12 protein-coding genes and 1 pseudogene are annotated in these 15,039 nt (G+C 61.4%); 4 read left to right on the top strand and 9 right to left on the bottom strand.

All coding sequences use genetic code 11. The annotated features are described in order from the left end of the window. Positions 1 to 27: 27 nt before the first annotated feature. The gene (locus J3A65_RS08495; protein WP_062457440.1) at positions 28 to 1,248 is read right to left on the bottom strand and encodes an LL-diaminopimelate aminotransferase; all 1,221 of its coding nucleotides are present in this window, start codon (positions 1,246 to 1,248) and stop codon (positions 28 to 30) included. Positions 1,249 to 1,377: 129 nt separating this feature from the next. After that, positions 1,378 to 1,782 carry a hypothetical protein gene (locus J3A65_RS08490; protein ID WP_092662150.1) on the bottom strand — a complete coding sequence of 135 codons (405 nt, stop codon included), beginning with the start codon at positions 1,780 to 1,782 and terminating at the stop codon, positions 1,378 to 1,380. Positions 1,783 to 1,903: 121 nt separating this feature from the next. Here J3A65_RS08490 and phaC point away from each other — a divergent pair, with 121 nt between their 5' ends. The 4 genes and pseudogenes from phaC (at position 1,904) to radC (ending at position 6,190) form a co-directional block, all read left to right on the top strand. Then, complete coding sequence (phaC, locus tag J3A65_RS08485) at positions 1,904 to 3,751, top strand: class I poly(R)-hydroxyalkanoic acid synthase (RefSeq protein WP_348635209.1); 1,848 nt, start codon at positions 1,904 to 1,906, stop codon at positions 3,749 to 3,751. 41 nt (positions 3,752 to 3,792) lie between these two features. Beyond that, positions 3,793 to 4,497 (top strand): annotated as a pseudogene (gene sfsA, locus J3A65_RS08480) (DNA/RNA nuclease SfsA); the annotation flags it as partial. Between the two features lie 26 nt (positions 4,498 to 4,523). Beyond that, entirely contained in the window at positions 4,524 to 5,363 is an 840-nt protein-coding gene (gene map, locus J3A65_RS08475) for a type I methionyl aminopeptidase (RefSeq protein ID WP_062457453.1), read from the top strand. A 35-nt stretch (positions 5,364 to 5,398) separates the two neighbouring features. Next, on the top strand, positions 5,399 to 6,190 hold the full coding sequence (radC, locus tag J3A65_RS08470) for a DNA repair protein RadC (RefSeq protein WP_113110950.1): 792 nt from the start codon (positions 5,399 to 5,401) through the stop codon (positions 6,188 to 6,190). A gap of 17 nt (positions 6,191 to 6,207) precedes the next feature. Here the strand turns inward: radC and J3A65_RS08465 are convergent, their stop codons facing one another. The 7 genes from J3A65_RS08465 to J3A65_RS08435 all read right to left on the bottom strand — a co-directional run bounded on the left by J3A65_RS08465 (position 6,208) and on the right by J3A65_RS08435 (position 14,872). Then, entirely contained in the window at positions 6,208 to 8,034 is a 1,827-nt protein-coding gene (locus tag J3A65_RS08465) for an ABC transporter ATP-binding protein (protein WP_062580378.1), read from the bottom strand. Between the two features lie 10 nt (positions 8,035 to 8,044). Then, complete coding sequence (locus J3A65_RS08460) at positions 8,045 to 8,809, bottom strand: DUF1028 domain-containing protein (RefSeq protein ID WP_209900709.1); 765 nt, start codon at positions 8,807 to 8,809, stop codon at positions 8,045 to 8,047. A 3-nt stretch (positions 8,810 to 8,812) separates the two neighbouring features. Then, complete coding sequence (locus J3A65_RS08455) at positions 8,813 to 10,597, bottom strand: gamma-glutamyltransferase family protein (RefSeq protein ID WP_209900707.1); 1,785 nt, start codon at positions 10,595 to 10,597, stop codon at positions 8,813 to 8,815. A gap of 39 nt (positions 10,598 to 10,636) precedes the next feature. Then, entirely contained in the window at positions 10,637 to 11,509 is an 873-nt protein-coding gene (locus J3A65_RS08450) for an ABC transporter permease (RefSeq protein WP_062580373.1), read from the bottom strand. Continuing rightward, positions 11,506 to 12,453, bottom strand: a complete 948-nt coding sequence (locus J3A65_RS08445) for an ABC transporter permease (protein WP_062457470.1) — start codon at positions 12,451 to 12,453, stop codon at positions 11,506 to 11,508. The genes J3A65_RS08450 and J3A65_RS08445 overlap by 4 nt, the downstream gene beginning before the upstream one ends. A 64-nt stretch (positions 12,454 to 12,517) precedes the next feature. After that, on the bottom strand, positions 12,518 to 14,026 hold the full coding sequence (locus tag J3A65_RS08440) for an ABC transporter substrate-binding protein (RefSeq protein WP_209903396.1): 1,509 nt from the start codon (positions 14,024 to 14,026) through the stop codon (positions 12,518 to 12,520). Between the two features lie 78 nt (positions 14,027 to 14,104). Further along, entirely contained in the window at positions 14,105 to 14,872 is a 768-nt protein-coding gene (locus tag J3A65_RS08435) for a FadR/GntR family transcriptional regulator (RefSeq protein WP_113110955.1), read from the bottom strand. Positions 14,873 to 15,039 lie beyond the last annotated feature (167 nt).

Genomic DNA, 15,039 nt, shown 5'->3' with positions numbered 1-15,039 from the left:
AATCGTGATCGGCGGCCCGGTTCGCGGTCAGCGACGCGTGTTGAGCGTAATCACGTTGTGCATCGTATCGTCTGCCGTCGACAGAAACTTCTTGATGCTGCGGGCGGCCTGGCGAATGCGATGCTCGTTTTCGACCAGTGCGAGGCGAACGTAGTCGTCGCCCATCTCACCGAAACCGACACCGGGTGCGACGGCAACGTGCGCCTTCTCGACGAGAAGCTTGGAGAATTCCAGACTCCCGAGATGGCGGAACTTTTCCGGAATTTTCGCCCAGGCAAACATGGTCGCCGGTGGTGGCGGTACGTCGAAACCGGCCTTGCCGAAGCTCTCGACCATCACGTCACGGCGACGCTTGTAGACGCTGCGCACTTCCGCGATATCGGCACCGTCACCGTTCAGCGCGTGGGCTGCAGCCACCTGGATCGGCGTGAACGCGCCATAATCAAGGTAGGATTTGACGCGCGTCAGCGCTGCGATCAGCCGCTCGTTGCCGACAGCAAAGCCCATGCGCCAGCCGGGCATGGAGAAGGTTTTCGACATCGAGGTGAACTCGACGGCCACATCCATCGCACCCGGCACTTCGAGAACCGAAGGTGGCGGGTTGTTGTCGTCGAAGTAGATCTCCGAATAGGCAAGATCGGAGAGCACGATGATCTCGTGCTTCTTCGCAAACGCGATCACTTCCCTATAGAAATCCAGCGACGCGATATGCGCGGTCGGGTTGGATGGGTAATTGATGATGAGTGCCAGCGGCTTCGGGATCGAATGCTTCACCGCGCGTTCCAGCGGCGGAAAGAAGCTATCGTCCGGCTCGACAGACATGGAGCGGATCACGCCGCCCGCCATCAGGAAGCCGAAGGCGTGGATAGGGTATGTCGGATTGGGGCAGAGGATGACGTCACCGGGCGCGGTGATCGCCTGCGCCATGTTGGCGAAGCCTTCCTTAGAGCCGAGCGTTGCCACGACCTGCGTATCCGGGTTCAGCTTCACACCAAACCGGCGTGCATAGTAAGCAGCCTGCGCGCGGCGAAGGCCCGGAATGCCCTTGGAGGAGGAGTAGCGGTGCGTGCGCGGATCCTGGACCACTTCGCAGAGCTTGTCGACGATCGCCTGCGGAGTAGGTAGATCGGGATTGCCCATGCCGAGATCGATAATGTCCGCGCCACCCGCTCGCGCGCTTGCTTTCAAACGGTTCACCTGTTCGAAAACGTAGGGCGGCAGACGCCGGACTTTATGAAACTCTTCCATGTTGTTCCTCAAGGATGAAATCGAAGCAGAGCTCGTCCCGCTGCTCGAGCCTCACTTTATGCCATTTTTGCTTTGCGGCCAAATGTCCTCAAACGCAATAGCAATATCCGGCCGGATCGGCTCGTCGCCCTATTGGCCGGAAATACCGGCCTGGGCATCCTTGCCATGATCGGTGGCGAGCTTGCGGTACTCGACCACACGACGCTGATACTCCGCTTCGGAGATGGTGCCGGACTTGCGGGCTCGGGCAAGCGATGCCATGCGCGGCTCGGTCTTCTGGTAATCTGCATCTTCGATCTGCTCGTTGGCAGCGCGAAGCGTATAGTCGAATGTGGGATATGTGCCGGTGTCGCGCTTGACGATCGGACCCGGAGGCGGTGCCGTCCTGGTCTGCGTGATGACGGCCGGTGGCGGCGTATTGGGAATACCATCATCCAGCGCAAAGCTGTTGCTGTTGCAGCCGGACACAAGAGGCATGGCGCCGATACCGATGAAAAGCGGTAACCAGCCGATGCGACGCCTCAGTTTTTCCATGTCCGTACCCATTTTCTGTCGCCGGGGCCATCTACCCGGCAGCCTAGCCGCTGGCACTTGTATTCGGTTTCAGCCACAATGTACAAATGAAATCAGACGACAGCTGACGAGGAGGGCTCGCGTGGCGCAAAACTCCGGGGATAAGGGGACAGGCGGTCCGGAATTTCCGGGCTTCGACCCCAAGGCGGTCGAGGCCTATATCGTCAAGGACCCGCACGAGATGGCGATGAATTTCGCGCGTGCCATGGAAAACCTCGGCAAGGCCGCATCGGAATGGCTCGCGCCAAGGGAGCGCGGCGATATTCCAGACCCCGCGCTCGATCCGCTCAGTGATCTCATCAAGACGCTTTCGCAGGTCACCGAGTACTGGATTTCAGAGCCGCAACGGACGCTGCAAGCACAAACCCTGCTCTTCTCAAGCTATATGGGGATCTGGACGCGATCGCTCTCGCAATTCGGAGGCGCGCCTCAAGAGAGCGAGCCAGCGGCGCCGCCGAGAGACAAGCGATTCGCCGACGAGGACTGGGTGAAGAACCCGTTCTTTGCGTTCATGCGGCAAGTCTTCACGGTTACCGCTACCTGGGCCGAGACGCTGGTTGCTGAGGCGCAGGGGCTGGACGAGCACACGCGGCACAAGGCGGCATTCTACGTGAAGCAGGTGACCGCTGCGTTGTCGCCTGCAAATTTTGCGATCACCAATCCCGAAGTCTATCGCGCGACAGTCGCCTCGCACGGAGCCAATCTCGTCACCGGTATGAAAATGCTGGCCGAGGACATCATGGCCGGCGGCGGCGAGCTGAGACTTCGCCAGACGGATGCCTCCAAGTTTGCGCTCGGCCTCAATATCGCGCTTACACCCGGCAAGGTCGTCGCCCGCAACGACCTCTGCGAGGTTCTGCAATACGAACCGACGACGGAGACGGTCTTCAAACGGCCGCTGGTCATCGTGCCGCCCTGGATCAACAAGTTCTACATTCTCGACCTGACACCGCAAAAGAGCTTCATCAAGTGGTGCGTCGACCGCGGGCACACCGTGTTCGTGATCTCCTGGGTCAATCCCGACAGGCGCCATGCGGCCAAGGGATGGGAAGCCTACATGCACGAGGGCATCGATTTTGCGCTCGACACGATCGAGACGTCGACCGGCGAACGCGAGGTCGATGCGATCGGCTACTGCGTCGGCGGCACGTTGCTGGCGGCTACGCTCGCCTTCCACGCCAAGACAAACGTGAAAAGGATCGCATCGGCGACGTTCCTCGCTACCCAGGTCGACTTTACTTATGCAGGCGACCTCAAGGTCTTCGTCGACGAGGCGCAGGTTTCGACGATCGAGACCTATATGAACGCGACCGGCTATTTCGACGGGTCGAAGATGGCGGCGGCATTCAACATGCTGCGTGCGTCCGAGCTGATCTGGCCTTACGTGGTCAATAACTATCTCAAGGGCCAGGAGCCGCTGCCGTTCGACCTGCTGTATTGGAATTCGGACTCGACCCGGATGACACCTGCCAACCACGCCTACTACCTGCGCAATTGCTACCTCGATAACAAGCTCTCCAACGGCCTGATGGAACTTGCCGGGGAGCGTCTGTCGCTGAAGGACATCGTCATTCCCGTTTATAATCTTGCCACAAGCGAAGACCACATCGCGCCTGCGAAATCCGTGTTCCTCGGCTCGTCGCTGTTTGGCGGTTCGGTCGATTTCGTGCTGGCTGGATCCGGCCATATCGCAGGCGTCGTCAATCCGCCGGAAAGACGGAAGTACCGATACTGGACCGATGGCCAATTGAAGGACACGCTGGAGGACTGGGTTGCCGGCTCGCAGGAGCATGAGGGGTCGTGGTGGACGCATTGGCAGGACTGGATCGGACCGAAAGCGGGTAACCAGGTGCCGGCCCGAAAGCCCGGCGGGTCCGCGCTCACCGCGTTGGCCGACGCACCGGGAACCTACGTTCTCGTCCGCGACTGACACTTCCCAGCATTCCAGAAGAACCTCATGCGCTTTGATCGCCGCTCGTCTCCGCAACGCTTGTCCAGCGCTACAAGCGCTTCCTGTTCGACGCGGTGCTGGAGGATGGCACGCCGTTTACCGGGTCGTGTCCGAATACCGGCTCCATGCGGGGATTGACGGAGCCCGGGTCGAGGATCTGGGTATCGGAGCATGACAGCCCGACCCGCAAATACCGTCACATGTTCGAAATGGTCGAGGCCGGCGGCAAGATGGTCGGCATCAATACCGGACTGCCCAACAGGCTAACCGAAGAAGCGATCCGTGCCGGCCTGATCCCCAGCCTTTCCGGCTACGGCACGATCCTGCGCGAGCAGAGATACGGGCGTAACTCCCGCATCGACTTTCTCCTCAAGCAGGAAAATCTGCCGGATGCCTATGTGGAAGTGAAGAACGTCCATTTCAGCCGTTCAGCGGGGCTCGCCGAATTTCCTGACACCGTGACGAAGCGCGGCGCCAAGCATCTCGAGGAGCTCGGCGATATGGTGGAGGCAGGTCACCGGGCGGTGATGATCTACCTCATTCAGCGTCACGACTGCACGCGGTTTTCGATCTGCAGCGATCTCGACCCGATGTATGCGATCGCATTCGCTCGTGCCAAGGCGCGCGGCGTCGAGGCCTATGCGCTCCGCTGCCGCGTCACTCGCGAGGAAATCATAGCGTCGGGAATGGTTATGATGGACGAACCCCGCCCCTCTGTTTTATGAACTGTGGGAGTTGCGAGAGAAATATCATGGTCAATTACATCGAGGCGGTTTCCGCCCCCTCAAAAAACACGGGTGCTATCCGTCTCTACGATACGGCGCAGGATTTTGACGGCATGCGCAAGGCCTGCCAGCTGACGGCGCGCTGCCTCGACGAACTTGCGGCGATCGTTCAGCCGGGCATCACCACCAATGCGATCGACCGTTTCGTGTTCGAGTTCGGCATGGACAATGGCGCCCTTCCCGCAACGCTTGGCTATCGCGGCTACAAATACTCGGTCTGCACCTCGATCAACCATGTCGTCTGCCACGGGATGCCTGAGGACAAGCCGCTGCGCGAGGGCGATATCGTCAATATCGACGTCACCTATATCCTCGATGGCTGGCACGGCGATTCCAGCCGCATGTATCCAGTCGGACAGATCAAACGCGCTGCCGAACGGTTGATGGACGTGACCTACGAATGCCTTCTGCGGGGCATCGCAGCCGTGAAGCCCGGCGCCCGCACCGGCGCGATCGGCGAAGCGATCCAGTCCTATGCGGAGGCCGAGCGCTGCTCGGTCGTGCGCGATTTCTGCGGCCACGGCGTCGGTCGTCTGTTCCACGACTCTCCGAACATCCTCCATTACGGCCGCGCCGACGAAGGGCCGGAAATCCGGGAAGGCATGATCTTTACGATCGAGCCGATGATCAATCTCGGTAAGCCGCATGTGAAGGTTCTTTCCGATGGCTGGACCGCCGTCACCCGCGACCGGTCGCTGTCGGCACAATACGAGCATGCGGTCGGTGTCACCGCGACGGGATGCGAGGTGTTCACCCTGTCGCCCGGCGGTCTCGACCGGCCAGGCCTGCCTCCATTGCAGGCCTGACCATGACCAACCCGCCCGTCTCCTCGCATGACCCTATGGAAGCAAAAGAGGACGACGGGGCGGCCCTGTCTGTCGATGAACGCGGGTTCTTTGCCGAGACGCAGTCCAAGAGGCCGACGGCCAAACTTCCGCAAATCGGATCTCCTGCCGTCACGCAAGAACATTACCACGGCCACCGTGAGCGGTTGCGGGAGAAGTACCGGGACCACGGAGACGCGTCGCTCGCAGACTACGAGATTCTCGAACTCCTGCTTTTCCGCTCCATCCCGAGGCGCGATACCAAGCCGCTCGCGAAAGCATTGATTGCTCGCTTCGGAAACCTTGCCAGCGTGCTTGGCGCGCCGCTCGGACTGCTGCAGGAGGTCAAGGGTATCGGCGAGGCCGTCGCGCTCGACCTCAAGCTTGTCGCGACGACGGGGCAGCGGATGCTGCGAAGCGAGTTGCGGGGCAAGCAGGTGCTTTCGTCCTGGTCTTCGGTGATTGATTACTGCCATGCCGCCATGGCCTATGAGGCACGAGAACAGTTCCGCGTTCTCTTTCTCGACAAGCGCAACGCATTGATCGCAGACGAAATCCAGGGGCATGGAACGGTCGACCACACGCCGGTCTATCCGCGCGAAGTGGTGCGGCGAGCCCTGGAGCTTTCGGCGACTGCGCTCATCCTCGTCCACAACCACCCGAGCGGCGACCCTACCCCGTCACGCGCAGATATCGACATGACGCGGACGATCGTCGAGACGGCAAAGCCACTCGGCATCACCGTCCACGACCACATCATCATCGGCAAGGACGGTCATGCCAGCCTCAAGGGTCTGAAGCTGATCTGACCTTCAGCGACAGCCGATCACGCGACCTGCACGACATGGCCGTCGGAGACTTCGCGATACTCGCGAACCGGTGGGCGGTAATCCATGCCGCGCACCGGGCTTTTCAGCTCGTCGTTGGAAATGCCCCGTCTGATCCCCCGCCTTGCCGGATCCGGCACAGGCACGGCCGCCATGAGCTTCTTGGTGTACGGATGCTGCGGATTGTCGAACACGGCCGCCCGCGGCCCGATCTCGACGATTTCACCGAGATACATGACCGCCACCCGGTGGCTGACCCGTTCCACCACCGCCATGTCGTGACTGATGAACAGGAAGGACAGGTTGAGGCTCTGCTGCAGATCGAGCAGGAGGTTGCAGACTTGCGCCTTGATCGACACGTCCAGCGCCGACACGCTTTCATCGGCAACGATCACCTTCGGATCGAGGGCAAGCGCCCGCGCGATCGCTATGCGCTGGCGCTGGCCGCCCGAGAATTCGTGCGGGTACCGTTTTGCCATGTCGGCGGAAAGGCCGACCTTTTCGAGAAGATCGGCAGTCTTTTCCCGCGCCTGTTTCACCGTGCCCAGCCGGTGCTTGATGAACGGTTCGGATATGGCCGAGCCCACCGTCATGCGCGGATTGAGCGATGAAAACGGATCCTGGAAGATCATCTGGACGGACTTGCGCATGTTGCGCAGGCTGACCTGATCGAGCCGCAGGACATCGTAGCCATCGAGCGAGATATCGCCGCCGGTCGGATCGACGAGGCGCATGATCGAGCGGCCCGTGGTCGACTTGCCGCAACCGGACTCACCGACCAGAGCCAGCGTTTCGCCCTGGAACAGATCGAAGGACACATTTTCCACCGCATGCACCGCGCCGGTCTGGCGCGACAGGAGGCCGGAGCGGATCGGGAAACGGGTCACCAGGTTCTTGACGCTAAGGACCGGTGTGCGGCCCTTTTCGACGGTGCCGGCCACTTCGATCGGCTCGACGGCCAACCCGGTTTTCATGTCGACCACGGGGAAGCGGGTCGGCCAGGCATGGTTCTGCATCGATCCCAGCTTCGGCACCGCCGAAAGAAGTGCCCGCGTATAGGGATGCTTGCCGCGGTGGAAGATCTCCTCCGTCGGTCCGGTCTCGACCTCGTCGCCGCGGAACATGACGATGGTGCGGTCGGCAATCTCGGCCACCACGCCCATGTCATGGGTGATGAAGAGGACCGACATGCCCTCCTCTTCCTGCAGCACCTTGATGAGATCGAGGATCTGTCCCTGGATGGTGACGTCGAGCGCCGTGGTCGGCTCGTCCGCGATCAGGAGCTTCGGCTTCGAGGCGAGCGCCATGGCAATCATCACGCGCTGACGCATGCCGCCGGAGAACTGGTGCGGATATTCGTCGAACCGGGATTGTGCGTTGGGGATCCGCACCTTTTCGAGCAGCCTGACGGTCTCGGCGCGCGCTTCCTGCTTGGACATGCCCTTGTGACGGGTGAGAACCTCCGAAATCTGCCGGCCGATGGTGAAGATCGGATTGAGCGAGGTCATCGGCTCCTGAAAGATCATGGATGCTTCGTTGCCGCGCACCCCGCGCATGTCCTTTTCAGAAATGGACAGAAGATCGCGTCCGTTCAGCATTACCTCGCCTTCAATGCGGCTCGTGTTGGACGCAAGCAGGCGCATGATCGACAGGGACGTCACGGATTTTCCCGAGCCGGATTCTCCGACGATGGCAACGGTTTCGCCAGGCATCACATCGAAGGAGACATTTCGGACGACGCTCTTCCAATCGCCATCGACGAGGAAAGAGGTGGTGAGGTTCTTGACGGAAAGGACAGGAACAGTCGGCGTGGAGGTCTGGCTCATCGGGTGACCCTTACTTGAGCGTCAAAGGGGTGGCGTAGGAGGCTGACGGACGTTTTTCTGCCAGCCGTTGCGCTTCGAGCGCAGCAATCTTTTCGTCGATGACGCGACGGTCGGTCATGCCGTGGGGGATTTCCCGGGTCGGCATGGTCTCAGCGACGTGCAGGAAGCGCTCCTGCGCAACGGCATAGAGGCGGCGCAGTTCGAAAAGCGGCTCGGGGTGATCATCGGCGTTGATCCGCAGCCAGGGATAATCCTGGTCGCGGTAGATGACGAGCGCTGCCGACTGGCGGCCGCGCTTGTCGCCGCCTGCCGCCTCGCCCGCGTCCATGGCATCGAGCAGGCGTTCGGCAAGCGGTGCGCCGCGTGCAGCCGCTTCGTTGTAGACACGCATGGTCTCGGCGATCACCTGCGGTCCCGCCAGCATGTTGCCCGCAACCGAGACGTTGCGATCCACGAGATGACCGGCCCAATCGACGCAGTTTTCACCGGTGAAAGCGGCGTTGCGACCATGGGCGTCGATGAGGTGCATCTGCCGCTGGCGGTGGCCGTCGTCGCGCGCAGTTAGGCTTGCAATGACCTCATCCGGTGACCTGCCCTCCTCGAGAAGCTTCAGGCCATCGGTTCCATAAAGCGGGCTGACGAAGGCCTGGGTGGCGATAGCGCCCACCCTGCCCCTGATATGCGGCACGGCGCATCCAACCGCGAAGAAACGGCTGGCGACGGCTATGCCCAGATGTCCCGTGTCTTGATCACGCGCGACGATTGACCAGGTCATGGTTCACCGTCCAATCGCATAGGCTTGCATCAGGCGTGGCGTTGCAGCCGCCCTCAGCAGACCGTCTGCATCGCGACGCGCAGCCGTCAGGCGGCCGACCGTCCATGGATCGGCGACGGTGACCTTGTGGCCGCGACGGCGGAGGTCTTCGAGTGCGGCTTCACCGATACTGCTCTCGACCATGATCTCGCCCGGCGAGCTCGTGCGCGGATAGAACGAACCGGGGAAATGCGAGGTGTGGAACAGCGGCATGTCGATCGAGGCCTGCAGGTTCTTGCCGTGATGGGCGTAGCGCAGGAAGAACGGCAGCTGCCACTGGTCCTGCTGGTCGCCGCCGGGTGTGCCGAACACCATGGAGGGTTTGCCCTGATGAAGAGCAAGCGACGGTGTCAGCGTCGTGCGCGGGCGTTTTCCAGGCGCAAGCGAGGTCGGCAGGCCTTCCTTCAGCCAGAACATCTGGGCACGCGAGTTGAGTGCAAAACCGAGACCCGGAACGATCGGCGACGACTGCAGCCAGCCGCCCGACGGTGTGGTCGAGACCATGTTGCCCCAGCGATCGATGACGTCGATATGCACCGTGTCGCCGCGCTTTTCGGTGAGGTGCGACATGGTCGGCTCGTAAACCGTGCCGGTGCCGCTCATCTCCGCCAGCATCGCCATCGTCGCATCGACCTGGCGCTCATAGCCCGGAACCGTGCCGGGGCGCAGTTCCATCGAAGCGGTGCTGCCGATCAGCTTGCGGCGTTCGGCGTTGTAGCCTTCCGACAGCAGGTATTCGGTCGGGATCTGGCTGAATTCCGGATCGCCGTAATAGACCTCGCGGTCGGCAAACGCGAGCTTCATCGCCTCGACGACAGTATGGACGAAATCGGGACCGGCCGGGTCCATCGCCTCGAGATCGAAGCCCTTGAGGAGTGCCAGCGACTGCAGCAGCACCGGTCCCTGACCCCAGGCCGGGGTCTTGGCGATCGTCCAGTCCTGGTAATCGAGCGTTTGCGGCGCTTCGATGGTGGCGCTCCAGTTCGCCATATCGTCGGCGGTCAGCACGCCCTTGTGCTTCGAACCACTCGCGTCCATCACCTCGGCGGTCTTCAGAAAGGTGTCGATCGCTTCGGCCACGAAGCCGCGATAGAACGCGTCACGGGCCGCCTGGACCTGTTCCTCGCGTCCGGATTTGGCTTCCGATTCGGAAATGATCCGCTTGTAGGTTTCGGCGAGAACGGGGTTCCTGAAATTGGAGAGTGCTTCCGGCGCAACGCCACCCGGCAGCCATGTCTCATAGGATGTCGGCCATTCCTTCCGGAAGAATTCAGCCAGGCCCTTGATCGTGTTCGACACGCGCGGAAGCACCGGATGGCCATGCTCGGCGTAGTAGATCGCCGGCTCCAGAACCTCGCGAACGGTCATCGTTCCATAGTCGCGCAGCATGAGCATCCAGCCGTCGAATGCGCCGGGAATGACGGTCGAGAGAAGGCCGTCGCCCGGAATGAGCTTCAGACCTTCCGACGTATAGTGCTCGATGGTGGCACCGGCCGGCGCCGGCCCTTGAGCGCAGATGACTTCGACCTTGTCGGTCTTCTTCGAGTAGAAGACGGCCGGCATGTCGCCGCCCGGGCCGCACAGATGCGGTTCGACAATCTGCAGAACGAAGCCCGTCGCGACCGCTGCGTCGAAGGCATTGCCGCCCTTTTCGAGGATCGCCATGCCGACGGCGGAGGCAATCCAGTGGGTGGAGGTGACGACACCGAAGGTGCCGAGGATTTCGGGGCGCGTGGTGAATTCGGTCATTCCAGGTATTCCTTATATAATTCTCTTGTCCGCCGGGCGTTACGCCTCGCGCGGATCCAGTGCATCGCGCAGGCCGTCGCCCAAAAGGTTGAAGCCGATGACGACGAGGAAGATCGCAATCCCCGGCCACATCGCCATCCACGGCGCCTGGCTCAGGAAGTTCTTGGCCGTGTTCAGCATCGAACCCCAGCTTGGTGCCGGCGCCTGCTGACCGAGGCCGAGGAAGGACAGGCTGGCTTCGGCGATAATCGCGGTCGCCACCGTCAGGGTGGCCTGAACGATGATCGGGGCAAACACGTTCGGCAGGATGTAGCGGGTCATGATGTCGACGTGGTTGAGACCGATTGACCGTGCCCCTTCGACATAATCCTCCGTCTTCACCGCAAGCACCTGGCCGCGGGTGAGACGCACGAAGACCGGCATGGCGGAGAGGCCGATGGCGATCATCGCGTTGGTGAGGCTCGGGCCGAGGAAGGCGGCAAGCGCGATCGCGGTGATCAGGAACGGCATCGCCAGCAGCGCTTCCGTCACACGCTGGATGACCTGATCGACCCAGCCGCCGAAATAGCCGGACAGCAGCCCGAACGGCACGCCAATGGCAACCGCGATGGCAACGGAGACGACGCCTGCCATCAGCGATGCACGCGCGCCCCAGATCATGCGCGACAGAATATCGCGGCCGAGATCGTCGGTGCCCAGCCAATGGGCGGCGGACGGCGCCTTGCGCAGTGCCGACCAGCTGGTCGCGATCGGGTCGGCGATCGGCAGGATCGGAGCGGCGATGGCAATGATCGCGAAAAAGGCGATGATCACCATTCCGACCATCGATCCGCGGTTGGCGCGCATCTTGCGCCATGCCCTGCTTTTCTGGCGCGGCTTTGCGATCGGTGCGGTCTGTTCGATAGCGGTCATAGCGTTGCCCTCAGGCGCGGGTTGAGGAGAACGTAGAGAATATCGGCAATGAGGTTCATGACGATAAAGCCGATGGCCGTGCACATGACGATGCCCTGAACGACCGCATAGTCACGGGTAAAGACGGCATCGACGGTGAGCTTGCCAAAGCCCGGAATGGTGAAGATCTGCTCCGTGAGGACGGCACCGCCGAGCAGCTCTCCGAACAGCAGCGCCGACAGGGTGATGATCGGCAGCAGTGCGTTGCGGAACGTGTGGCTGAGAATGACTTCGCGCGGCGACAGTCCCTTGGCGCGGGCAGTGCGGATATAGTCCGAACTCAACACACCGAGCATGGCCGAGCGGGTATGACGCATCAGCTGCGCGGCGAGCGCCGTCGACAGGACGAAGGCCGGCATGATCATGGTTTTGAGCGAGCGGACGGGATCGACGAAGATCGATTCGTAACCGGATGCCGGCAGCCAGCCGAGATTGACCGACACCAGCAGGATCAGCATGATTCCCAGCCAGAAATTCGGGATCGACAGGCCAGACAGCGCGACGACATTGGCGACGTAATCGAGCGTGCGGTTCTTGTAGACCGCTGCCAGAATGCCGGCCGGAATACCGATCAGCATGGCCAGGATCATGGCCATCACCGCGAGCTGGATCGTGACCGGCAGTTTCTGGCCGATCAGTTCCAGCACCGGCTGGTTGGTGCGCAGCGAGACGCCGAAGTCGCCGACCATGATGCCGCCAACCCAGGAGAGATACTGGGTGATGATGGGATCGTTGAGATGATATTTTTCGCGCAGGAATTCGATCGTCGCGGGATCCCGCTCTTCACCGGCCATGGCGAGGATGGGATCGCCCGGCAGCAGTTTCTGCAGCGAGAAGACGAAGATCGAGATGATCAGCAGGGTCGGGATCGCGACCAGCAGGCGCTTTCCGATATAGACAGGCATGGCATCGCCCTCGTGATTTCAGGTGACCGCGCGGAATGTCTTCCGCGCGGTATGCGATGGGAAATTACTTCTTGGAGACGCCAAGGAAGCGCATCATGCCATCCGGCGACGGCACGAAACCTTCGACCTTGTTGGAAATGGCATAGGCGTAGGGCTGATGGCCGAGGTAGATGATCGGCATGTCGTCGTTGAGGATGACGCCTGCGGCATCGTACTTTTCCTTGCGGACCGCTTCATCCGGCGATGTGCGGGCTTCATTCAGGAGCTTGTCGACTTCCGGATTGCAGTACTTCACGTCGTTGATGCCGCCCTTGCAGGTGACGAACTGGTGCAGGTTGCCATCGGGATCGATACGGCCCGACCAATCGGAGCGGCTGAGCTGGTAGTTGCCGGCCGTCTGTTCCGACAGAAGCGTCGCAAATTCGGTTGCCTTCAGCGTGACGTTGAAGCCCGCTTCCGCCACCATCGACTGGATGACCTGCATCATCTGGGTCTGGGTGGTGCTGTTGGCGTGCTGCAGCTCGATGTCGAGCGTCTCGTGGCCCGCTTCCTTCATGAGCTGCTTCGCCTTTTCGATATCGCGCGCCGGCACCGGCAGGTTCTTGTTGAACCAGGGGCTGGACGACGGGAACGGCTGGTTACCGGCAAGCGACGTGCCTTCGAAGACGATCTGGCCGATTGCTTCGCGGTCGATCGCCAGCGAGAAGGCCTGGCGCAGGCGCTTGTCCTTGCCGAGCGGGTTGTCCGCACGGGGACCGTTGGCGAGGTTGACATACATCGCCATGTAGCCCGGGCCGATGACGTCGGCATAGGTGAGGTTCGGGTCGCTCTTGACCGATTCGGCATCGGACGCCGAGATGCGCTCGGCGATATCGAGGTCACCCGACCGCAGGTTGGCAAGCTTTACGGTCGTGTCCGGGATTGGCAGATAGGTGATCTTGTCGACGAGGATCCGGTCCTTGTCCCAGTAGTCGGCGAACTTCTCGAGCACGATACGGTCCTGCTGGATGCGCTCGACAAACTTGAACGGACCGGCGCAGACCGGCTTCGAGCCGAAATTGGCACCGAGTTCCTTGGCGGCCTTCGGCGCAACGATCATGCCGGCACGGTCGGAAAGCTGGGCAAGAAGCGTCACGTCCGGAGACTTCAGCGTGAACTTGACTTCAAGCGGGCCGCTGGCCTCAACCTTTGCGACCGAGGAAAGCTCGCTTTTGCGGCGCGACTCCGGCAGCGTCATGTTGCGCTCGATCGTTGCGACGACGGCTGCGGCATCCAGCGTTTCGCCGTCGTGGAACTTGACGCCGTCGCGGATCTTCATGGTCAGCACTGTGCCGCCTTCAGACCAGTTCCATTCGGTCGCAAGCTGCGGAATGATCTTCATATCCTGCGAGATGTCGACCAGCTTATCGCACATCGCGGTATAGACGATGCGGCCGACGAAGGTGCGCGACTGCGCCGGATCGAGAACGTCGGCATCGTCATTGAGACCGATGCGCAATTCGCTTGCCATGGCAGGCAGAGACATGATCGCGCTGGCGAGCAGTGCGGCAGTGAGCGTGGCAAATTTCTTCATCATTGTTCCTCTGGTCCATTCAGGTTTGTCGGTCATTTTTCTTGTTGGCCGGCCTTTGTGGCCGGCAGTCTGGGATGGCTAGGACGCAACGCTGAGCGTGTCGTCGTCGCGGATACCGATCTGCTCGCCTTCCGGCGAATGGTCATCGAGGGCCTCGAGCGAGGTGGCCCGGATCAGCCGCTCCTGGTGCATCAGAAGATGCTCGCGCATCGCCTCGCCTGCCCGGCCCGGATCGCGGGCGGCGATGGCGTCGACGATTGCGATATGCTGCTGGTACGACGTGCGGCCATTGGTTCCGGTCTTGCGCGCACGCTCACGAATGGATTGCCACGCGGCATCCTGACGGATGCGGTTGACCACGTCGAAGATCGACAGGAACAGCTTGTTGCCGGCGCTTTGCGCGATCTGGCGGTGCAGCGATCCATCCCAGAGTTCCTTGGAATCCGCATCCGAACTCTGGCCGGTCTTGTCTGCCAGGTAGCGCATGCGCTCGATTTCGGCGGGCTTTGCACGCATCGCTGCAAGCTGGGCGAGCTGTGGCTCCAGGCGAAGGCGAACCTCCATGATTTCCATGATGTCGGTACCGGCAACCAGCGCGTCGACGTGGTCGCTCCAGCCGTCAGGCTTTTCGCCGACAAAGGTTCCGGCACCCTGGCGGCGCCAGATCAGCCCCTCCGACTCGAGCACCTCAAGCGCCCGTCGAACAGCACGGCGCCCGACATTGAGCGTTTCAGCAAGCGCCCGCTCCGTCGGCAGCCGCCCTTCCGCTCCGAATTTCTCCGAGTGAATCAGATCGCGGAGCTTCTCTAACGCGTAGTAGGAATTGTCTTGGGGTTCGGTCTGCATTGAACGTACCATTGTCCGGACCAATTCATGATTGGTTCGAATGAAAGACATTTCCCGGCGAGGGTCAAGACGTTTTTTGTGCATCCTATTTTTCTGCACAAAACATACGCAACCCGAGACAGCCGTTCTACGCTTGCGGCCTTTCCTGCAATCAAACATTCAGAATA

The sequence above is a fragment of the Rhizobium sp. PvP014 genome, assembly GCF_017876855.1.
Classification (GTDB): domain Bacteria; phylum Pseudomonadota; class Alphaproteobacteria; order Rhizobiales; family Rhizobiaceae; genus Neorhizobium; species Neorhizobium soli.
This window is presented reverse-complemented; position numbering and strand designations above follow the sequence as displayed.